At 50.8% G+C, this 21,472-nt stretch carries 17 protein-coding genes and 2 tRNA genes; all 19 read left to right on the top strand.

The features are described from left to right. Window positions 1-69: 69 nt before the first annotated feature. The 19 genes from DFR60_RS11065 (at window position 70) to DFR60_RS10980 (ending at window position 21,424) form a co-directional block, all read left to right on the top strand. The gene (locus DFR60_RS11065; protein WP_243005043.1) at window positions 70-1,419 is read left to right on the top strand and encodes an ABC transporter substrate-binding protein; all 1,350 of its coding nucleotides are present in this window, start codon (window positions 70-72) and stop codon (window positions 1,417-1,419) included. 116 nt (window positions 1,420-1,535) lie between these two features. Then, complete coding sequence (locus DFR60_RS11060; RefSeq protein WP_110322960.1) at window positions 1,536-2,486, top strand: carbohydrate ABC transporter permease; 951 nt, start codon at window positions 1,536-1,538, stop codon at window positions 2,484-2,486. Further along, the gene (locus DFR60_RS11055) at window positions 2,483-3,526 is read left to right on the top strand and encodes a carbohydrate ABC transporter permease (RefSeq protein WP_110322959.1); all 1,044 of its coding nucleotides are present in this window, start codon (window positions 2,483-2,485) and stop codon (window positions 3,524-3,526) included. The genes DFR60_RS11060 and DFR60_RS11055 overlap by 4 nt, the downstream gene beginning before the upstream one ends. Before the next feature lie 10 nt (window positions 3,527-3,536). Further along, entirely contained in the window at window positions 3,537-4,640 is a 1,104-nt protein-coding gene (locus DFR60_RS11050) for an ABC transporter ATP-binding protein (RefSeq protein ID WP_110322958.1), read from the top strand. 64 nt (window positions 4,641-4,704) lie between these two features. Beyond that, window positions 4,705-7,374, top strand: a complete 2,670-nt coding sequence (locus tag DFR60_RS11045) for a glycoside hydrolase family 38 N-terminal domain-containing protein (protein ID WP_110322957.1) — start codon at window positions 4,705-4,707, stop codon at window positions 7,372-7,374. Between the two features lie 3 nt (window positions 7,375-7,377). Then, window positions 7,378-9,060, top strand: coding sequence for an alpha-amylase family glycosyl hydrolase (locus DFR60_RS11040; RefSeq protein WP_110322956.1), 1,683 nt, complete (start codon window positions 7,378-7,380; stop codon window positions 9,058-9,060). 26 nt (window positions 9,061-9,086) lie between these two features. Continuing rightward, on the top strand, window positions 9,087-10,736 hold the full coding sequence (locus tag DFR60_RS11035) for an MGH1-like glycoside hydrolase domain-containing protein (protein ID WP_110322955.1): 1,650 nt from the start codon (window positions 9,087-9,089) through the stop codon (window positions 10,734-10,736). A gap of 36 nt (window positions 10,737-10,772) precedes the next feature. Then, window positions 10,773-11,381, top strand: coding sequence for an SGNH/GDSL hydrolase family protein (locus tag DFR60_RS11030; protein ID WP_110322954.1), 609 nt, complete (start codon window positions 10,773-10,775; stop codon window positions 11,379-11,381). Between the two features lie 66 nt (window positions 11,382-11,447). Next, a complete protein-coding gene (locus tag DFR60_RS11025; RefSeq protein ID WP_110322953.1) occupies window positions 11,448-12,518 on the top strand; it encodes a LacI family DNA-binding transcriptional regulator in 1,071 nt (356 codons plus the stop codon). A 414-nt stretch (window positions 12,519-12,932) separates the two neighbouring features. After that, a complete protein-coding gene (locus DFR60_RS11020) occupies window positions 12,933-14,861 on the top strand; it encodes a glycoside hydrolase family 127 protein (RefSeq protein ID WP_110322952.1) in 1,929 nt (642 codons plus the stop codon). 55 nt (window positions 14,862-14,916) lie between these two features. Beyond that, complete coding sequence (locus DFR60_RS11015; RefSeq protein ID WP_110322951.1) at window positions 14,917-16,305, top strand: ABC transporter substrate-binding protein; 1,389 nt, start codon at window positions 14,917-14,919, stop codon at window positions 16,303-16,305. Between the two features lie 37 nt (window positions 16,306-16,342). Then, window positions 16,343-17,227, top strand: a complete 885-nt coding sequence (locus DFR60_RS11010; protein ID WP_002601819.1) for a carbohydrate ABC transporter permease — start codon at window positions 16,343-16,345, stop codon at window positions 17,225-17,227. A gap of 1 nt (window position 17,228) precedes the next feature. Then, window positions 17,229-18,086, top strand: a complete 858-nt coding sequence (locus tag DFR60_RS11005) for a carbohydrate ABC transporter permease (RefSeq protein WP_110322950.1) — start codon at window positions 17,229-17,231, stop codon at window positions 18,084-18,086. A gap of 22 nt (window positions 18,087-18,108) precedes the next feature. Beyond that, window positions 18,109-19,068, top strand: coding sequence for a family 43 glycosylhydrolase (locus tag DFR60_RS11000; RefSeq protein ID WP_110322949.1), 960 nt, complete (start codon window positions 18,109-18,111; stop codon window positions 19,066-19,068). A 478-nt stretch (window positions 19,069-19,546) separates the two neighbouring features. Beyond that, window positions 19,547-19,630 (top strand) — tRNA-Tyr (locus DFR60_RS10990). 63 nt (window positions 19,631-19,693) lie between these two features. Continuing rightward, a tRNA-Ser gene (locus DFR60_RS30385) sits at window positions 19,694-19,778 on the top strand. Between the two features lie 30 nt (window positions 19,779-19,808). Further along, window positions 19,809-19,961: a hypothetical protein gene (locus DFR60_RS30380; protein WP_167437577.1), complete on the top strand. Its 153-nt coding sequence runs from the start codon at window positions 19,809-19,811 to the stop codon at window positions 19,959-19,961. A 30-nt stretch (window positions 19,962-19,991) separates the two neighbouring features. Continuing rightward, a complete protein-coding gene (locus DFR60_RS10985; protein WP_110322947.1) occupies window positions 19,992-20,270 on the top strand; it encodes a hypothetical protein in 279 nt (92 codons plus the stop codon). Window positions 20,271-20,362: 92 nt separating this feature from the next. Next, a complete protein-coding gene (locus DFR60_RS10980; protein ID WP_110322946.1) occupies window positions 20,363-21,424 on the top strand; it encodes an AI-2E family transporter in 1,062 nt (353 codons plus the stop codon). The last annotated feature ends 48 nt before the right edge of the window (window positions 21,425-21,472 follow it).

The raw sequence follows: 21,472 nt of genomic DNA, 5'->3' as shown, positions 1-21,472 counted from the left end.
GCCACATTGTAGTAGGAATGTTGGAATGTTATAATGTTATCATCAACAAATGGTAAAGGAGAGGGAACAATGAAAAAAAACTTAACGAAGAAATTAGCGGCACTTGGTCTTGCAGTGATAACAACGGCGAGCATGGCGGGATGCTCATCGAAGCCGGCTGAGACAAAGGCTCCCGAGACGACGGCGGCAGCCGGAGCAGAGAGCACGGAGGCGCCGGCGACGGAAGCAGCCAAGAAGGAAGCCGGCGGCTCGAACGTCTTAAAGGTTACCTACAGCGGCACTCCGGAAATTCATGAGAAGCAGTATTTGATGGATACCTTCTTCAAGAACTTCGAAGAGGAGAATAACTGTACCGTAGAAGTGGATTTTGTGGCTCAGGCGGACGCGGTGAAGAAGATCCAGTCGGAGCAGGAAGGCAAGAATTACATAACCGATATTATCTACGCTGACACAGCAAACATGGCGCCATACGTGAACGGCGGCTGGATGCAGGATATTACAGAACTGGTAAACAGCACAGGATCGACTTATACTCAGATGTTTGACAACACAACAAATAAAGACGGTGTCCGCTACTTCGCTCCGTTTACCTTCGATGTATACGTAACGTGTGCCAATAAGAAGGCTCTGGATTACCTTCCGGACGGACTGACAGAAGAAGATGTTGTTTCCGGTATCACATGGGAACAGTACGCAGACTGGGCGGTTGCGATTGCAGCCGGTGAAGGCGAAGGAAAGACCATGATGCCTGCCAACTTAACAAGCTCCCAGCTGTTATACCCGATGGGCGGCATGAGCCTGGCTTATGGCGGAGGTTTCCCGGAATTTACCTCTGACGGATTCAAGGAGGCGCTCGGTATTATCGCTAAGATTGCGGCAGGCAACGGATTCTACGCAGAGCAGGATCAGTACACAGCACCGACAGATCCGTTAAACAGCGGCGACGTATGGCTGACATTTGCACATATGGCACCTGTTGGTACAAGCTACAACGCGGCTCCCAACAACTATGTAATCGGCGCAGCTCCCAAGGGAAGCAAGGGCGCAGGCTCCACATCAGGCGCATGGTGCTACGGCATCGCGCAGGGTGCTCCGAATCAGGAACTGGCAGAGAAATTTATCAATTACATCGCAGATCCGGAAGTAAATTATGAATTTTGTTCCAACTACGGCGGATCCTTAAGCCCGATCGAAGAGGTTGGCGACATTCTGGAATCCAGCGACGTAGTGATGAGAGCCGGTATTGAAATGTTAAAGACCACGATCGTAACCGGTGTACCGGCAGCAGAGTATTCTGACTGGAACGCGGTAAAACTGCTTTACGGTGATATTTTTAACGATGTATTAAAGAATAAAGCGGTTCCTGGAGATGATTACCTTGCAGAAGAGCAGAGTAAGCTGGAAGCATTGAAGAACTAATTAATTATGCAAAGGCCTGGAAAGCTGCGGTGTGGTAATACGATCTTCACCGGGCATTTCCAGGCTTTTCTATTATACAGACAGGTTTATCCTGCCTAAAGGAATGGGGGATATATTTGAACGAGAACGATTCAAAACAGACGACAAAGAAAGCAATATTCAGTAAAAAAAGCATTCCCTATCTGCTTCTGCTCCCGGCATTCCTCTTTTATGCAGTATTCTGGCTGCTGCCGGTGCTGTCGGGGGTAAAAGAGGTTTTTACTGATTTTGACGGCAATTTCACACTTCTTGGCAACTTTAAGCTGATGGCCCAGTCCGACTTAATTGGCCCGGCAATTTTCAACACCGCAACATTTGCAGCAGTCTCAGTTGTGCTTCAATATTTTCTGGCTCTTCTCTTAGCCGTACTCCTTTCAAGAAAGTTCAAAAGCTCCAAGCTTTTGATGTTTATTTCGATGATTCCCATGGCCATCACCCCCACCGCAGTAGCGATACTCTGGAAGACGGGACTGGTCAGAGATGGCTGGATCAACACCGTTCTGATCGGATTACACTTAATCGACAAGCCCATCGTGTTCATGGGGGCGGAGGGACTGTCCGCAGTCTTCCTGATTATTCTCATCGACACCTGGACCGTAACCCCTTCCGTCATGATTATCTTGATCGCAGGACTTCAGGGGGTACAGAGAGAATTAAAAGAGGCGGCATACCTTTTTGGAGCCAACAAATGGCAGACCTTTAAGGATATCGTGATTCCGATCTTAAAGCCATCCATCACCACGTCGATCATTATGAGACTGATTGCGGCCATTCAGGTATGGTCGATCGCGGTTATGGTATTGGGATACAGCAAGGTTCCGTTCCTGGTGGAGCGAATCGCGTTCTATGTCGAAGCCGTACCCGGTGTCAACACGAGCCAGAAGCTGGCGTTTACACTCTCCTTCTTAACAACCCTGATCGTACTGTGTGCAACAGTGGTATACTTAAAGGTTTCGAAGGGGGCGGGAGCCGGTTCCCACGAAAAAGGCGGGAAACGCCTGGCTAAAGCGAAGGAGGCAGCAAAATGATGGACAAACTGAATATCGTACAGAAAACCGTTATGGCCCTGATACTGGCGACCATGGTCCTCCTTGTGGCGGTTCCGCTTCTTGCATTTACAACGGTTGCGTTTTCCAACTCTGTCGAAATGACGGAATTCCCCAAACGGCTCATCCCCAAAAGTACAGTCACCGTCAAGGTGGCGCCGACTTCGGAGGGAGAATTCGAGATTTTCTATGACAGCGGAGAGGGATATGAATCCATTATCACGACGAAGAGAGCCTCCAAGCTGGAAGCACACTTTACCAGACAGTATGCGGTAACCGTGCCCGGTGAGGAGCTGGTCGAGGATTTTAAGCAGACTCTGACCAATGGCCCCATGGAGTTTACCTATAAAAAAGACTTATTCTATAACTTTAAGACGTTCTTCAGTATCGTGCCCAATGCGGCCGCGGCGCTGAAAAACAGTATTATTGTTTCACTCTACACGATTCTGATTTCCCTGGGAATCGGCAGTCTGGCCGGGTTCGCCATGGCCAGATTCCAGTTTAAGTTTAAGGAACAGATTAATGTATCGCTTTTAATCGTCCGCATGTTCCCGGTGGTGGGAATCAGTATTCCCATGGCAATGCTTTTGATTAAGTTCGGCCTCTTTGATACGAGAATCGGTCTGGCGCTTCTCTATTCCGTCCCCAATATCGCGCTGACGGCATGGATCACCAACAGTATCTTCATCGGAATCAACAAGGAGCTGGAAGAGGCGTCCATGATATTCGGAGCGGGCAGTGTGCAGACTTTTGCGAAGATCACCCTGCCGCTGGCCTTTCCGGCCCTGGCGGCGAGCTCGATGTATTCGTTTTTAACAGCCTGGAATGATACCATTTCAGCCCTGATCCTGACCAATAAAAACCAGACGCTGTCCCTGGTTGTCTATAAGGCGATCGGAACCACCTCAAGCGGAATCCAGTACGCGGCGGCGGGAAGTATCGTGCTGATCCTTCCGGCACTGGTGTTTACATTCATTATCAGAAAATATATCGGTCAGATGTGGGGCGGAGTAGAACTATAGGAGGAAGCTTATGAGCTATTTGGAAATCAAGAATTTGCAGAAAAAATATACGAAAGATGGTCCGCTGGTTGTTAATAATATGAATTTATCCATTGAGAAGGGAGAGTTCATCGTATTTCTGGGACCGTCCGGCTGCGGCAAGACGACCACCATCCGCATGATCTCGGGACTCGAGGATATCAGCGGCGGTGAGATATTAATCGACGGGGAAGACGTAATCGGAAAGAAGCCGAAGGACCGCGGCGTATCCATGATATTCCAGAGTTACGCCATCTGGCCCCACATGACGGTATTTGACAATATCGCCTATCCCTTAAAGCTCCAGAAGGTGCCGAAGGATGAGATCAAAAAACGCGTGACGGCGGCCGCGGAAGCAACCGATATCGTAGGTCTCTTAAACCGTTATCCGGCGCAGATGTCGGGCGGCCAGAGACAGAGGGTTGCCGTATCCAGGGCGATCGTTGTAAAGCCGAAGATTTTCCTGATGGACGAACCGCTGTCCAATCTGGATGCAAAGCTCCGTGTGTCGATGAGAACCGAACTTAAAAATATCCATATCCAGCAGAATTCCACCAGCATTTTCGTTACCCATGACCAGTCTGAGGCCATGAGCCTTGCAGACAGAATCGTCGTCATGTACAAGGGCAGGATCGAGCAGATCGGCACGCCCATGGAGGTATATCAGGACAGTGCGACCAGATTTGTCGCAGAATTCATCGGCACGCCGCCGACCAATTTCTTTGTCACAAAGATCGAAAAGACGGCCGATGGCCTGATGGCCATAAACGATGATATTCACTATCTGGTGCCGGATTCCTTAAAGGAGGCGCTTCTGCCGTACGCCGGCAAAGAGGTGGACTTAGGCGTGAGGCCGGAATACATCGATCTGTCATTCTCCATGGAGCGGACAAAAGGTTACTTATGCGACACCGTCATCGATTTCGTGGAGCCCCAGGGTTCCCACGCCATTCTGATCACAAAGATCGGCGGAAATGAAGTGAAGATTCACACCACCACCTACATGGAAATGGCGCCGAAGACGAATGTGGCGTTAAACGTTAAGGACGACAAGGTGATGTTCTTTGACCGCGATACGTCTTTCAGGATTAAGTAGAGATCGGATTAAAGCAAAAATCAGATAAGTAGGAAACCGTACAACGGTGGAAAGAGGATGCAACATGGATAAGATTCTGATCGCGGCATCAACCCATTGGGACCGTGAGTGGTACCGTACCTTTCAGGAGTTCCAGATCCGGCTCTGCGGTCTGATGAACCGGCTGATCACCCTTCTGGAACAGGATGAGGAGTTTCTATGCTATACCTTTGACGGACAGTCGGTGGTTTTGGAGGATTACCTGGAAATCTACCCGGAAAACAGGGGGAGAATCGAGAAGCTGGCGGCGGAGGGGCGTCTCGTATTCGGGCCGCTCTACAATCTGCCGGATGAGTTCTTATCCGGAGGAGAGGCGCTGATCCGTAATTTCCTGCTGGGAGATGAGGTATGCCGGTCGGTTGGAGGTAAGTTAAACGCGGGATATGTGCCGGATAATTTCGGTCATCTCTCCCAGCTTCCGCAGATATTAAACGGCGTGGGAATCGATACGGCGTTCTTCTTCCGGGGAGTGGACCGGACGGAATACAAAGAAAAGGAATTCTGCTGGGAGTCCCCAGACGGGTCCCGCGTCCTGTGCGAGTATATGATTCTGGGATACTGGAGTCTGAAGAGCTGGGGGAAAATGGGAAAGACCACGGCAGAGCATTTTTACGACGCCTACCGCACGTTAAAGGAATCCAGCCGTTTAAATACCTTTCTGCTGATCAATGGTTCCGATCATCTCTTTCAGGACCCGGATTTTACGGCTATGGTGAGAGACGTGAAGGAAACGTTTCCGGAGCTGGATATCAGAAATGGTTCCATTGCCGATTACGCGGAAATGGCAAAGGAAGCGGCGGGTGATTGCGGCGGCCTTAAAACGGTCAGAGGGGAGCTGCGGGATTTCCGGTACGGGCCGGATCCGACCGCGGTCACTTCCTGCCGGGGCCGGATCAAACGCCTTCTGTTTGCGGTTCAGTCGCAGGTGGAACGGTACGCGGAGCCGCTGGCCGTCCTGGCCTCTGCCTGTGGAGATGGATTTGACTATCCGGGAGGGCTCTTCGGAAAAATCTGGAGAAACATCTCCATATCTCTGGGACACGACGGAATCTCCGGCTGTTCTACCGACGAGGTGATGGACGATATCAGGTCCTATTTAACCCATGCGCTCCAGTCCTCCTCACGGATCAGCGAGATGGCGATGGAGGAGCTGACGGGACGGGAAGCGTACGGACAGGTTTCCGGCGATGAGTCGTATCTGGCGGTCTTCAATCCCCATCCATTTGCCTATACGGGGATGACGGAACAGACGGTGCACTTGGAGAAGGCCGGAGGCTGGAAGGATTTCGTACTTTATGGGGACAACGGCGAGGAGATTCCCTATGAAATTCTGGAACTTTCGGATGAGGTGATCACCCGGGAATACCTCTATAACAGCAAGGAGAAGATTCCGAGAACGTGTGTGAAGATTTTATTCCCGGTAAAAGATATTCCGGCGCTTTCCATCCGGTATTTCCGGATTCAGAAGAGCCGTCTTCTGGAGAAGCGGTGCCAGGAATTCTACGTGCGGCGCCAGCCATCCGGGGCTGAGATCGAAAACCAGCGTTTTTCTGTCACTGTCAATGAAGACGCCAGCATCAATGTGCTGGACAAAAAGAACGGACAAATATACCGGGGACTGAACAGTTTCGTGGACAGAGGCGAAGCGGGGGATGAGTATCAGCACGTGTCTCCGCTTCTGGACGAACATGTGCTGGCAAGGCTGACGGGCGTATCCGTAATTCACAACAGCCCCCTGTCACAGAAGCTTAAGATAACGGCCGAACTGAACATACCGGACCGGGCGGACCGCGGATTTTTAAAGCGCTCCGCCGAGTATCGGGTGTGCCGGATCGTAACGCTTGTCTGTCTGACTGAGGGATCGGACCGGGTGGAATTTACGGTACAGATCGACAATCCCTGTCCGGATCACATCCTGTTTGCCAGATTCCCGGCGGCATTAAAAAATCCGGTGGAATACTCAAACACAGGCTTTGAGGAGACGGAGCGGACCGGGGAAAGAAAGGACTTTGCACCGGAGCTTAAATCGACGCAGTCCCTGTTAAACCCGATGCGGGGATACGCAGGACTCAGGGGGAAAAAGGAAAGCGTCTCGCAGGGAACAGCGGCGGAATGTGACGGAAGCTTCCACGTGATGGGAAAAGGTCTTTATGAATACCACACGAAGAAAAACGGAGAGACAGTGGATTTCTATATCACCCTGCTACGGAGTACGAGTTACTTATTCCACGGCCTTCCGACCTCATGGCTGGATGGACAGGAGAGCACCACCCCTGTGGTGGAGACGAAGGGAGCTATGGAGCTTGGGGAGACTACTGTGGAATACGCGGTTCTGTTTGATGAAGAGAATCCGGCCAGGGAGGCAGAGAAATACTTATATCCTCTCTATGGAACGGACGTACCGCACCTTCCGGCAGACAGAGAGGCCTGCGGATCCTTCTTAAACTTTGACAACGAAAACATCCTGCTCAGCGCCCTTAAGAAACACCGGACAATGGACGGAACGGTGGTGCGTTTCTATAACAGAAGCAGCCGCGAGGAGGAACTGGTGATCCGCACCGGCCGGGAGATCGGCGAATGCCGGGCGTGCAGCCTTTTGGAGGAACTGGAAGGGGAAGTAAAGCACACGGCGGACACCATAACCTGTACGGTACCGGGAAATAAAATCATAACACTATATATCGCATGGAGATAGAATATGGACAGCATAAAAGAACACTTACAAAATTTATATCCGGACTGCTGGGAGGAACTGGAACAGCGGATAGGAGCACTGACGGAATCGTGGAAGCTCAAGATGGGGAGTACCTCCGGAGAGGCGCTTTATCCATGGGTGAGCAAGGAAGATGTCATGCTGATCACGTACGGTGACGGAATCAGAAGAGAGGGGGAAGCGCCTCTCGCCACACTCCGCTCATTCTTAAACGAGGAGCTTTCCGATACGGTGAGCGCGGTCCATTTACTTCCCATGTTCCCCTATACGTCGGACGACGGATTCTCAGTGACGGATTTTAAGGAGATCAATCAGGAGCTGGGAGACTGGGAAGATATCGGGAATCTGGGGAAACAGTACGATCTGATGTTTGACGCGGTGATCAATCACGTCTCTAAGTCAAGCCGGTACTTTAAAGAGTATGCGGCAGGAAATCCGCACTACCGGGGATTCTTCATCGAGGCGGATCCCGATGGGGACTACAGCACCGTGATCCGGCCCAGAACGCAGCCGCTGCTCACGAAGTTTGAAACTTCCATGGGGATGAAGTATCTGTGGACTACCTTCAGCGAGGACCAGCTGGATTTAAATTACAGAGACCCGGAAGTCTTAATGGAGATTCTCGATGTACTTCTGCTCTATGCAGCGAAGGGCGCGCGGTTTATCCGGTTTGACGCCATCGGCTTTGCCTGGAAGGAGCTGGGGACGACCTGCATGCATCTTCCGCAGACCCATGAGCTGATCAAGCTGATGAGGTGTGTCCTGGAGTCCTGCGCAAGGGGCTGTACGATCATAACAGAGACCAATGTGCCTCATAAAGAGAACATCAGCTACTTTGGCAGCGGCTATGATGAGGCCGGGCTGGTTTACCAGTTTCCGCTTCCTCCGCTGACCCTGTATTCCTACTTGAGCGGGAGCGCGGAGCATTTATCGGACTGGGCGGCGGGGCTGGAACCGACCACGGAAGCGACTGCCTACTTTAATTTCCTGGCATCCCACGACGGAATCGGCCTTCGCCCGGTGGAAGACATCTTAAGCGAGGGGGAACGGCGCCTCATGGTGGCCGAGGTCATGGAGCGCGGCGGAGAAGTAGGTTACCGTTCCCTGGCCGACGGCAGTATGGTCCCGTATGAACTGAACATCAATTACCTGGACGCCATAGCCGGCAACGAGACGGATAGGGGGAAAATGGTCCGCAAATTCCTCGGCTCCCAGTGTATTCTGCTTTCCGTCATGGGAATGCCTGCGATTTATTACCACAGCCTTCTGGGATCCAGAAACTGTTATAAGGATTTCGAAGAATCAGGGATCAAGAGACGAATTAATAGGGAGAAGCTTGACGCAGACCAGCTGAAGGCGGAACTCTCGGATCCGGATTCCTTAAGAAGCCGGGTGCTGGCCGGATACAGGCAGATGTTAAAGATCCGGAAGCAGGAGGACGCATTCTCGCCCAACAGTCCGCAGCAGGTTCTGAAGCTGGATAGAAAAGTGTTCGCACTCTTGAGGGGGACGAAAGAAAATCAGATTCTGGTACTTATCAATGTATCGGATGATGTGGTAGAATTGAAGACAGGAATGGCGGGAAGCGGTCTGCTTTCCGGTAAACAGATGAATCAGGAGGTCACGCTGGAGCCATATGAATATCTGTGGATGAAGATTAACGGCTGACCATTATAAAAGAGGAGAAGCAGGGTATGGACAGAGATTACAGCTTTTTGGATTCCCTTGACAGGGGAATGTATTTTGATAAGAAAGAGTACGACGGAGCGCCGCTTTTAAGCTACGAAGAGGTAAAGGACAGGCTGCCGGTTCCTATCGTATCCAGCCATCCGGAATGGGTGGACTGCTACAAGTATGCGATTCAGGTTTTATATACCAACGTGCACCGTCCGACAGAGGGCAGCGGGTTTGTGAGCAATTTTGTGGACGCCGCGTTTAATGATGATATTTTCCTCTGGGACACGGTATTTATGACGCTGTTCTGCAATCTTCTTCATCCTTACGTTCCGGGAATCTGTTCCCTGGATAACTTTTACTGCAAGCAGTTTGATGATGGGGAGATACCCAGGGAGATGGTGCGGGAGACGGGAAAAGATTTTCTCCTGTGGGTCAACGCCTTTGACAGTCCGCTGTACTCCTATTTCCAGAATCACTATGGCTTCCGTACCTTAAGAGAATTGGGAAAGCTGCCGTATGAGGACATGTACAAGCCGAATATGGGCCGCATCATCGAGAGGAAGCCGTATCTGACCTTAGATAATCTAAACCATCCCCTTCTCGCCTTCGCGGAATGGGAGAGCTACTGCCATACGAGAGACGCGGCGCGTCTTCACTTGGTATTTGAGCCGCTCTACCACTATCATGAGGCGATGAAGTACCATCTGCGCCATCAGAACGGCTTGTACGTTACGGACTGGGCGAGTATGGATAACTCGCCGAGAAACAAGCATCTGGGGCTCGCAGTGGATACCAGCAGTGAGATGGCCATGTTTGCAGGCAATCTGATTGACATCATGGATGTCCTGGTAAAACGGGGCTACGAGGTGCCGGATTACGATAAACGGCGTGAAGGCCTTGTGAAGGACCGCACGGTTCTGATCGAGAAAATCAATCACTATATGTGGAACGAACAGGACGGATTTTACTACGATATGACATTTGGCGAGCGCCAGACCAGAATCAAGACGATCGCGGGCTTCTTCCCACTGGTGTCCGGCGTGGCAGATGAGAAACAGGGAAAACGTCTCATCGAATGGCTGGAGGACAAGGAGACCTTTAACCGCGTACACCGGATTCCGGTTGTGGCTGCGGACGAAGAGGGATACGATCCAAGAGGCGGATACTGGAGAGGCTCCGTGTGGGCTCCGACCAACGCCCTCGTCACCTGCGGACTGGAGAAGCACGGGTTCCATAAGCTGGCCAAGGACATCGCTATCAATCATCTGGATGTAATTGCAAAGGTCTATGAGCAGACGGGAACTATCTGGGAGAACTATCCGCCGGATGAGATATCCAGCGGGGATGCAGACAACAAGGATTTCGTGGGCTGGTCCGGCCTCGCTCCGATTCTCTATCTGATCCAGTACGCCGCAGGCCTGTCCCTCGACAGGAATGAGACGGAAACGACGGTCCGTTGGGAGATATCCGAGCATCTGGTGCGGGGAGGTGTTCTGGGCTGCAAGCGGTACTGGTTTGCAGGGAAGACGGCTGATTTCGAGGCCGCAGACGCAGGCGGGTCCCTTGAGGTGAGCATCCATACAGAGGACTGCTTCAAGTTAAATCTGATCTATCAGGGCGCACAGCACTCGATTATGGTGCAGGGCGACATGAAGCTGACATTTTAAATTCTGACTTGTATGACAAATGAGGCGTGATATTTTATGAAGACAATAGCGATTTACGGCGACAGTATTTCAACGGGAACACACGGGGAGGGCGGCTATGAGGCCATGCTGAAAAGCAGCCTCTCCCTGGAAAGGGTTTATAATTTTGCCGTCGGCTCCAGCGGACTGACGCGGAAGACGCCCGTCGGCATGCTGGAGGTGCTCGATAAGAATCCGGTTCCGAAAGACGCAGAGCTGTTTCTTATCTGGCACGGCAGCAACGACTGGTACTGGGGAAGCGGGATGGAAGAGTTCTCCCATGGGGTAAAGGAAGCTGTGGACAGGCTGCGCGCCGCGGCTCCCACCGCGGAACTGGTCTGGGTGACTCCGATCTACCGGTTTGAGTGTCCGGATGGCATGGCGCAGGCGGGAGAGGCTTACGAACTGCCCAACAAAAACGGATACACCATGCTTGATTACTACGAGGAGCTGGAGCACTCCAGCAAGCGGCTGGGCTTCCCGCTCATCGACATGCGGCGGCTGTGCGGAATTCATCGCGATAATGCCAATTTATACCTGGAAGACCGGGTTCATCCCAATCGGGCCGGCTACCAGAGGATCGGCGCGGTCCTGGACCGGGAGATTCAGAGATTTTGTATATATTAAACGTTTCAGCTTGACATTTCCCCCAAAATCTGTATTAATAGTTTTAGAGACTTGGGGGGTGATTGAATGGCAACCATAAAGGAAATTGCAAAGGCATGCAATGTTTCCGTGGCAACGGTATCGAATATATTGAATGATAAGCCCGGGGCCAGCGCGGCGACCAGGAAAAACGTGTTGGCTATGATTGAGAAGATGAATTACACGCCAAACGTGGTGGCCAAAAATCTGAAGCTGCAGAAAACGAGAAGCATCGGCGTGATCGCCGAGGATATGACCATATTCAGCATTCCGGATATCATAGATGGAATTACGGAACAGTGCGAACAGGTGGATTATCAGATTCTTCTGATCAATTTAAGGCTTTATAAGAAGTATAATGATACCTACTACAGCAAGGACGACTATTACGAGGTGGTACGCGGCGAGATTAAAAAACTGATGCAGAAGCAGGTGGAAGGTATCATCTATGTAGCGGCCCATGAGCGGCCGATCTTATGTATTCCGGAGAATCTTCCCATACCGGCGGTGATGGCCTACGGCTATTCCAGGACGCCGAAGGTGCCCTCCGTCGTGGTGGATGACTGCCACGGAGCATACGAGATCACGAAATACTTAATCGAGAACGGCCATACGAGAATCGGCGTAATTATGGGAAAAGCGGACAGTATTCACGCGCAGTCCCGACTGGTGGGATACCAGGAGGCGCTGTTTGACAGCGGAATCCTCTATTCCCCGGGCTTTGTGACCGAGGGAGACTGGAATCGGGAGTCAGGTTATGAGGGCATTACGAAGCTTCTTGCAAAGGGCATCACAGCGGTATTCTGCATGAACGACCTGATGGCTGGCGGCGTCTACGACAGGCTGGCGGAGTTGGGCATGACGGTGGGCGAGGATCTGTCCGTGGTGGGCTACGATAACCGGGAGCTGTCCAGTTATTATAATCCGCCGCTGACAACCATTGACCTGCCGCTTCACGATATCGGCTACCGGGCCAGCGAAATCATGATTGAGATGCTGGAAGGCAGGGAGATCAGCGAGGAGGAGTCCGTCTGTGCAGTGGAGTGCACCAGGCGGATTCGGAAGTCGGTGAAGGATATATCTGGAAAGAATATGTCTGAGAAGAATGCACCAGAATAGAATCCATCAAATAAGAATACTCCAGGAAAGAATTCATCAGAAAAGAATTCATCAGAAAAGATTCCGGAGTGACAACGAGAGGAAGTACGATCTGCTAACCGAGAGATATCGGACATGCAGACTGTACTTCCTTTTTTGCAACCATAGGAAAATCCTATACTTGTAGTCAAAATGCCCTATATGAAACGATTAATAAAATGGAAAAATTGCGCAAAAGTACTTTACAAGGCAATTTTATTGTGATATTATCTAACATATAAAACAAAAAGGTGAAATGAAAGTATAAAAAAAGCATATCTAATGCATAAATGATAAGAAAAAGCCAATAAAAACATGCCATACGTTAAAAATGGTATTTTTTTTATAACATTTATGTTAATCGTTTAATATAACGAGAAAGGAGGAAACGCTAAGATGTTTCAGGAAATACCGCTGAGAAATACGAAAATTACCGATGAATTCTGGAAACCTTCCATTGATCTCGTGAGAGAAAGCATTATCCCGTATCAGTGGAAAATATTAAACGATTTAGTAAAGGACGCGGAGCCGAGCCACTGCCTGCACAATTTTAAAGTGGCTGCAAGGGAAGAAGAAGGAGACTTCATGGGAGCCGTGTTCCAGGATACGGACGTGGCGAAATGGCTGGAAGCCGTGGCGTATACGCTGGAGGCTTTTCCCGATGAGGAGCTGGAGCGGCTGGCCGATGAGACGATCGCACTGATCGGGAGAGCCCAGCAGGAAGACGGTTATCTGGATACATACTTTATTATAAAGGAACCGGAGGGACGGTTTAAAAATCTCCAGGAGGGGCACGAACTCTACACCGCGGGCCATATGATAGAAGCCGCTGTTGCCTACTATCAGGCCACCGGGAAGGATGAATTTTTAAAGATTGTCTGTAAAACGGCTGATCTGCTCTGCGATACCTTCGGGCCGGAGGCGGATCAGATTCACGGATATCCCGGCCACCAGGAGATCGAACTGGCACTGGTGCGTCTTTACCGCGTGACCGGCAGACGGCAGTATCTGGAGCTTGCGAAGTATTTTATCGATATCCGGGGCGTGGGAGCGAATTATTTTCTGGAGGAGCAGAAGAAGAGAGGCGGCAGGGGAATCTTTCCTGAGTTCTCCGGATATGACCCGGCCTACTCCCAGTCCCATATGCCGGTGCGGGATCAGAAGACGGCGGAGGGACACGCAGTCAGAGCCGTCTATATGTACTGTGCCATGGCCGATCTGGCGTTGGAATACGGGGACGAAGCCCTGATGGATGCCTGTAAGACTCTCTGGGACAATATGACCGGAAAGAGAATGTACCTGACAGGAGGAATCGGTTCCTCCGGCATTCTGGAACGGTTCACAACCGATTACGACCTGCCGAACGACCGGAATTATTCCGAGACGTGCGCGTCCATCGGCCTGGCTCTCTTCGGAAGCCGCATGGCGAGAATCACAAAGGACGCTTCCTATATGGACACTGTAGAGCTGGAGCTTTACAACAACATCCTGGCGGGAATCGCCATGGACGGAAAGAGCTTCTTCTATGTAAATCCCTTGGAGGTATGGCCGGACAACTGCATGAACCGGACTTCCATGGAACACGTCAAGCCGGTGCGCCAGAAATGGTTCGGCGTTGCCTGCTGTCCGCCCAACATTGCGAGAACGTTAGCAAGTCTGGGCCACTATATCGCATTTCGAGAAGATAAACGGGTTTATGTAAACCTATATGTAAGCGCCGTGATCGATGGAATCCCCGGTTCTCTTAAAATCGAGAGTCAGATGCCCTGGAAAGGCCGGTGTGAGATTACACGAGGCGGAGAAGGCGGGAAGGAGATGGAGTTGGCGCTCCGGATTCCCGCATACGCAGAAGGCTTTGCAGTAACGGGACGTGACGGCAGACCGGTCCGGTGGCATGAGGAGACGGGATACGCCATACTGGACGAGGACAGCGGCAGTGATCCGGTCATTCTCACCTGGAATATGCCGGCCGCCTATGTGTGGGCCAATCCCATGGTACGGGCTGACGCGGGAAGAGTGGCCATTAAGAAAGGGCCTGTCGTGTACTGTCTGGAAGAAACGGACAACGGCGCGAATCTGGCCGGAGTCTTTGCGGATACTTCCCAGCCGCCGGCTGAGACCTGGGAACCGGATCTTTTAGGCGGCGTGGTAAGCGTTTCCGTTCACGGCAAACGGCTGGCCGCAGGAGCGCTGCAGAAGAAGCTGTACGCCGCAGAACGGCCGCAGTTAGAAGATATTTCGCTGAAGGCGGTTCCATACGCCAGGTGGTGCAACCGCACGCCGGGCGAGATGACCGTATGGATGAAAGAATTATACTATGTGTGATGCAGGCGAATACGCCTGATCAGAATAAATGATTCAGAATAAGGAGGAAACTTTTATGAGAAAACGAGTATTAGCAGTTTTATTGACGGCAGCAATGGCGGTTTCAGCCCTCGCAGGATGCGGCTCCAAGAGCACAGAGAGTACAGGAACGAAAACCGAGGATACGAAGGCAGCAGAGACTACCACAGCTGCATCCGCAGGCAAGAACGAGATGGCGGTAGAGGGTGACGACGTAACCACCTTAAACGTATGGACCTTCATCGAACTGCACCAGCAGTTCTACGTGGACATGGCAGAGAAGTGGAATGAAGAGAACCCGGACAAGAAAGTAAAGCTGGTATTGAGCAACATGGCATACGATGATATGCACAATAAGCTGTCCCTTGCTCTGGAGTCAGGCGAAGGCGCACCGGATATCGTGGATATTGAGCTCGGCAAATTCCCGGCATTTATGACAGGAAAAATCGGCCTGATGGATTTAACCTCTGCAATCGAGCCATACAGAGATACCGTAGTTGAGTCAAGACTTGACATTTATTCCAAAGACGGCAAGATCTACGGATTCCCGACTCACGTAGGTACCACGGTTGCGTTTTATAATGAAGACCTTATGAACGCGGCGGGCGTTGATTACAAGAGTATCAAGACATGGGATGATTTTAAGGAAGCAGGCGTCAAATATTACGAAGCAACCGGCAAGTATTTTGCATGTATCGAGACGAGCGCGCAGTGGATGATCAACCTGATGCTGGCTCAGAAGGGCGGGAATTACTTAGACGCTGACGGCAATGTCAACATCACCAGCGACGAGATGGTAGAGGTGCTGACCTACATAAAGGAAATGCAGAATACCGGCGCATTTGCAACCGTTCCGGGCGGTCAGCCTGACAACGAGGAAGCGTATCCGTTCTATAATTCCGGCGATTATGCGGCACAGATTATGCCTTTCTGGCAGACATCCAGATACACCAACTACATGACCGACTTAAAGGGCAAGGTAGCAATCGCAGCAGTTCCGGCATTTGAAGACAGCAAGGTTCAGACAATCGGCGGCGGCGGTACCGGTACAGCTGTTGTAGCAGGGGGCGAGCACGCAGACCTGGCGGCAGAAGTAATGGCATACATCAAGCTGTCTGCTGAAGCAAGTAAGGAAATCTGGAACGTATTAGGCTTTGACCCGGTCAACACAGAAGTATGGACCGACACGGCGCTGACACAGAATCCGGATAACCAGTTTGTACAGTATTTTACCACCTATCCATTTGACGTATTAAATGAAGTAAAAGACAGTATCGGTCTCTTGACCTGCTTTACAGATGAGAAGATGCCGTCCATCAACAACGAATTCTGCAACGTAACGCTCAACAGCATTTACGAGGATGGAATGGATATTAAGGAAGCACTGACCCAGTCCCAGGAAACGTTGGACAATGAATTCAGATAAGTTATGATGGAAAGCATCGAGGAAAGGAGTTAGCGGAATGAAAAAACTGTTTTATTCACAGAAAATAGCCCCATACGTATTTATCTGCCCGTTTGTCATCACGGTCCTTCTGTTCTGGATCGCCCCCATATGCAACGGCGTGCTGTTAAGCTTTCAGGATGTGCTGAAGGATGAGTGGGTGGGGTTTAACAACTACTCCCGGCTGCTGACGGATAAAATCTTTTATAAAGCCGTGTGGAACAGCTTTAAGTATATGGTCGGGACACTGGTTCTGCTGATTCCTTTCCCGATGCTGTTTGCTACATTATTAAACAATAAACTGTTAAAGGGAACCGAGTTCTTTAAATCCGTTTATTTCCTGCCGGCGCTGACGTCGGTAGTGGTAGCAGGTACGATTTTCCGGCTTATGTTCGGAGAATCGGCCTCCTCCCTCTTCAATCAGGTCATTGGATTTTTCGGCCTCGACCCGATCAAATGGTTAAAGGGCGCTAATACCACATATTTTGCCCTCCTTCTGCTGGCCTGCTGGCGCTGGACCGGCGTCAATATCCTCTATTTCCTGGCCGGACTCCAGAACATTCCGACGGAATTATACGAGGCGGCGTCCATCGACGGAGCGACGAAATGGCAGCAGTTTAAAAGTATTTCCATCCCCCTGTTAAAGCCGACTACAGTCTACGTACTGACCATCAGCATCTACGCGGGCCTGTCCATGTTCCTGGAGAGTACCATGCTGTTCAAGGGCAATAACTCCCCGAACAACATCGGCCTTACCATTGTCGGATACTTATACCGGCAGGGCGTGGAGAAGCGGGCCATGGGATACGCCTGTGCCGTCGGTATGGTGCTTCTCATCATCGTCATGGTTGTCAATGTCATTCAGCTGAAGCTGACAGGTACCTTTAAAGAGGAGGATAAATAGTATGCAGACGAAATTATCCGGTAAATCAAAAAAGGCAAGTCTGGAGCTGTGGGGCAGTACCATCCTGTTCATTGTTCTGGCAATTGTGATTATTCTTCCGATCTGGCTGCTGTTAATCGCCAGCTTCAAGCCCGGAGGCGACTTATTACAGTACGGCTTAAACCTGGATATCAACTTCTCCAGAATGAGCCTCGACAATTTCGTCCTTCTTTTCACGGGACAGCATGAGTACTGGACCTGGTTCTTCAACAGTATCTTTTTAACGGCTCTGACCGTGCTTCTGACACTGGCCGTAAGCGCCTTTGTCGGATACGGATTTGCAGCGTACGAGTTTAAGGGGAAAAGGGTATTTTTCGTCATCGTCCTTCTCATCCTTTCGATCCCGCTGGAGGTTGTCATGCTGCCGCTGTATAAGCAGATGTCCATGATGAAGATGATGGACAGCTATACGGCCATTGTCCTTCCGTTCATGGCGCATGCATCTACAATCTTCTTTTTCCGCCAGTACTTACTGAGCCTTCCCAAGTCCCTCTTAGAGGCGGGAAGAATCGACGGCGCCACGGAATACGGAATCTTTTTAAGGCTGATCGTACCGATCATGAAGCCGGCATTCTCCGCCATGGCGATCTTAAACGGCATGAACGCATGGAACAACTACCTGTGGCCGCTGCTGGTAATCCGTTCTTCGGATAAATACACGCTGACCCTTGGTTTAAATACGCTGATTAACCCTTATGGGGACAATTACAGCCTTCTGATCGTAGGTTCCCTGTTCTCCATCATCCCGATCTTCATTCTGTTTATCGCCTTCCAGAAATATTTCATCGAAGGCATGACGGCTGGAGCGGTGAAAGGATAGGCGTTGGAGGGGGATAACACGTATGAATCAGTTTAACTATAAAAAGACTCCGGAAAATGTCCCGTTTATCAGTAACCGGGCGGACCCGTATGTGACGCGTCACGACAACGGCACGTATTACTTTACGGCCAGCGTTCCGGAGTACGACAGAATTGTATTGAGAAAGTCAGATTCCCTCATGGGGCTTCGGGAGGCCCCCGAGAAAACAGTATGGAAAAAACATGATAGCGGTGATATGAGCGCCCACATCTGGGCGCCCGAGCTTCACCGGATCGGAGACACCTGGTATCTCTATTTTGCCGCGGGCGCTGCTGAGGATGTCTGGGCCATCCGGCCGTATGTGCTGGAGTGCAGGGCGGAGGATCCCATGGAAGGTCCCTGGCAGGAATTGGGGATGATGGAGGCCGCAGATGATTTTTCCTTTCAGGATTTTTCCCTGGACATGACTGTCTTTGCGTCGCACGGCGCGTGGTACTGTGTCTGGGCGGAAAAGGTAAGCGTGGGAAAGAAGATTTCCAATCTCTATATTGCCAGGATGAAGTCTCCGCATAGTCTGGCGACGAAGCAGGTTCTCCTGTCGTCCCCGGATTACGATTGGGAGCGGGTTGATTTCTGGGTCAATGAGGGGCCGGCTGTTATCCGGCGGAATGGACGTATCTGCATGACGTATTCGGCCAGCGCCACAGGCGCGGAATACTGCATGGGCTTACTGAGCGCCGAAGAAGACAGTGACCTTCTCGACCCCGCCAGCTGGACCAAGGAACGTCTGCCGGTCCTTGTGACCGATGAAACGGCCGGACTGTACGGTCCCGGCCATAATTCCTTCACCGTCGATGAAAATGGCCGTGATATCATGGTATTTCACGCCCGGCAGTACGATGAGATCTCGGGAGATCCGCTGTATGACCCGAACCGGCACGCGTATTTGGCCGGTGTGGAATGGGAAGACGGGGAGATGGTTTTTAAGCCGATGAGGCTTTAGGCAGAAGACAGACCAAAGACCACAGACAACATTTGACAGACCGCATCCCCTGTGATACACTGATGAAGTAAAACGAAAATAAACGAAATCAAAAACGCTTCTGCCGATTGCGGCGATAAACGTTTTTATGAGGATAACAGCGATGAACAGACCAGCTCATGCATTCACTTATGAATATTGCAGCGATACCTTCAGTGCAGAGACTTATTGCAGTGAAGCTTTTGGCGTACAATATAAAAGGGAATCCATGCAGTCGGGATATGATTTATCGTGAAATCCGTTTTGACATTTTAAATGTAAAATGTAATGATATCGGAGGAATCGCTGCCCGGCGGTTCCTTTTTTGTGTGCAGCAGGATATCCGCCATACTATGGGATATAATTTTAAAAATCTTTAAAGTAATGCAAATTTGCATTGTTCGGTGTGGTAAAGTATGACCATAGACAACGGAAAGAAAGTCTGAAACGTAACATTTGAGGATGCGTAAGCCCAGCGGCGAGGGCAGGAGACTGTAAATCTCTCACATCGGAAACAACGCAGGTTCGAGTCCTGCCGCATCCATTTTCCGTCAAACGAAGCGAGACAGGAGCCGCCGCGCTTCGTTTGACGGAAAATTAAAAATTTGGAAAAGTGATCGAGAGGATTAAGATGATACTTTGCTAAAGTATTGTGCCGTCAGGCACCGGGGGTTCGAATCCCTCCTTTTCCGTTTGGAGTATTTTATAATAGGAAGAAAGGAATGGAAACCGAAATGGAAACCGTCGTACTGCGTGAGCGATATTACAGCAGCGCGCCTGTCAGTTATAATAACTACAGGCTTTTTTGCGTTGCAGAAGACGATCGCTTAAAGAACGTGCGGCGGATATCCAGTCCTGCGGCAGGGACCGCATGATCTTTAAGCCTCAACAGGAGGATGAGTATCATGCATCAGGTTTTATTTCCGCTGGTGATTGTGAATATATTAAAACAACATGGATCAAAGGAGCAGCCGCTGACGATCACGCAGATCGCGGATAGGATCAACCGGCAGTACGCACCGTTTTCGGACCGGGAACAGGTCATCAACCGTTCTACCGTGGCAAGGACACTGGAATCGCTGGTGCTGTACACGGAGGTCGGCGATCTGCTGGATTTCTGTGTCGTAGAGGGCGGTTCGGCGAATAAGAAAAAATACTACATCGAAAATCACAAAATTGGATAAATTTTGGCAGGAGCAAGTCCGAATAATTTACTGCCCTGCGGCTCATACTAGATTTTGTACAAAAGAAGTACAAAACAGAAACAGGTGAGTCCATGGAGAAACCGAGTAGGAAACTGAAGAAAACTTTTTTAATACTGGGAGTTACGGGGGCAGTTTATGCAAGCTTTAAGTATCTGCTGCCCCTGGTGATTCCCTTTTTGATTGCATATATATTTGCCCTGGCACTTCGTCCTTCCGCCGTATGGCTGGAAAAGAAATGCCGGTTTACATTAAAAAGGAAAGAAGTCCATCTGCCCCTGGCGGTCATCGGCGGCGTTCAGATCATCATCCTGATGGCGCTGTTCGGCACGCTTCTGTATTATGGCGGGAGAAAGCTGTTTATGGAGGCGAATTTGTTCTTCGACAACCTTCCGCAGATGATCAACAGCCTCGACCGCTGGCTGACCGGCTGCTGCTTCTTTACCGAGAATCTCTTCCGCCTCCCCAGAGGCTTTCTGGTGAAAATGCTGCGCGAGATGCTGGTCGGCGGCGGGAAAGCCATGAAGGATGCCGCCATGCCATTTTTAATGGTAAACTCCATGACCGTCGTGCGCTGTTTCGTGGAGGTTACGGTTATGACCATTATACTGTTTATCGCCACCATCCTCTCCCTTCAGGAGATGGAGGATATCCGGATGCGCCGTGACAATTCCATTTTCCGCCACGAATTTGCCCTGTTGGGCAGCAGGCTGACTATGGTAGGCAGCGCATGGCTGAAGACACAGGGAAGCATCATGTTCCTGACTATGTGCATCTGTACCGCAGGCCTTTTCCTTATGGGCAATCAGTACAGCCTGCTTCTGGGAATCGGAATCGGCCTTCTCGACGCGCTTCCCATCTTCGGCACGGGAACGGTACTGATCCCCTGGGCTCTGTTTCGCCTGGTAAATGGAGACTGGCTCTACGGAATCGGCCTCTTTGTCATCTATATTATCTGCTACTTCCTCCGTCAGGTGATGGAGGCCAAAATCATGGCAGACAAGGTTGGTCTGACACCGCTTGAAACGCTGATCTCCATGTATGTGGGGCTCCAGCTGTTCGGCCTTCTGGGCTTTATCCTGGGGCCGATCGGACTCCTGATTATTGAAGATCTGGTGGAACTGTACGGCGGCTAGTGATATACTGGTTCCATATAAGAATCTCAACAGGTGTGCCGCGGCAGC

Source organism: Hungatella effluvii, assembly GCF_003201875.1.
In the GTDB taxonomy this organism is placed as follows: domain Bacteria; phylum Bacillota; class Clostridia; order Lachnospirales; family Lachnospiraceae; genus Hungatella; species Hungatella effluvii.
The sequence above is the reverse complement of the archived record's forward strand: the minus strand, read 5'-3'. Positions and strand labels throughout refer to the sequence as shown.

What these genes read in the sequence shown, in the direction of transcription:
- DFR60_RS11065 (WP_243005043.1), top strand. Translation starts at nt 70, where the DNA reads ATGAAAAAAAACTTAACGAAGAAATTAGCGGCACTTGGTCTTGCAGTG.
- DFR60_RS11055 (WP_110322959.1), top strand. Translation starts at nt 2,483, where the DNA reads ATGATGGACAAACTGAATATCGTACAGAAAACCGTTATGGCCCTGATA.
- DFR60_RS11050 (WP_110322958.1), top strand. Translation starts at nt 3,537, where the DNA reads ATGAGCTATTTGGAAATCAAGAATTTGCAGAAAAAATATACGAAAGAT.
- DFR60_RS11045 (WP_110322957.1), top strand. Translation starts at nt 4,705, where the DNA reads ATGGATAAGATTCTGATCGCGGCATCAACCCATTGGGACCGTGAGTGG.
- DFR60_RS11040 (WP_110322956.1), top strand. Translation starts at nt 7,378, where the DNA reads ATGGACAGCATAAAAGAACACTTACAAAATTTATATCCGGACTGCTGG.
- DFR60_RS11035 (WP_110322955.1), top strand. Translation starts at nt 9,087, where the DNA reads ATGGACAGAGATTACAGCTTTTTGGATTCCCTTGACAGGGGAATGTAT.
- DFR60_RS11030 (WP_110322954.1), top strand. Translation starts at nt 10,773, where the DNA reads ATGAAGACAATAGCGATTTACGGCGACAGTATTTCAACGGGAACACAC.
- DFR60_RS11025 (WP_110322953.1), top strand. Translation starts at nt 11,448, where the DNA reads ATGGCAACCATAAAGGAAATTGCAAAGGCATGCAATGTTTCCGTGGCA.
- DFR60_RS11020 (WP_110322952.1), top strand. Translation starts at nt 12,933, where the DNA reads ATGTTTCAGGAAATACCGCTGAGAAATACGAAAATTACCGATGAATTC.
- DFR60_RS11015 (WP_110322951.1), top strand. Translation starts at nt 14,917, where the DNA reads ATGAGAAAACGAGTATTAGCAGTTTTATTGACGGCAGCAATGGCGGTT.
- DFR60_RS11010 (WP_002601819.1), top strand. Translation starts at nt 16,343, where the DNA reads ATGAAAAAACTGTTTTATTCACAGAAAATAGCCCCATACGTATTTATC.
- DFR60_RS11005 (WP_110322950.1), top strand. Translation starts at nt 17,229, where the DNA reads ATGCAGACGAAATTATCCGGTAAATCAAAAAAGGCAAGTCTGGAGCTG.
- DFR60_RS11000 (WP_110322949.1), top strand. Translation starts at nt 18,109, where the DNA reads ATGAATCAGTTTAACTATAAAAAGACTCCGGAAAATGTCCCGTTTATC.
- DFR60_RS30380 (WP_167437577.1), top strand. Translation starts at nt 19,809, where the DNA reads ATGGAAACCGAAATGGAAACCGTCGTACTGCGTGAGCGATATTACAGC.
- DFR60_RS10985 (WP_110322947.1), top strand. Translation starts at nt 19,992, where the DNA reads ATGCATCAGGTTTTATTTCCGCTGGTGATTGTGAATATATTAAAACAA.
- DFR60_RS10980 (WP_110322946.1), top strand. Translation starts at nt 20,363, where the DNA reads ATGGAGAAACCGAGTAGGAAACTGAAGAAAACTTTTTTAATACTGGGA.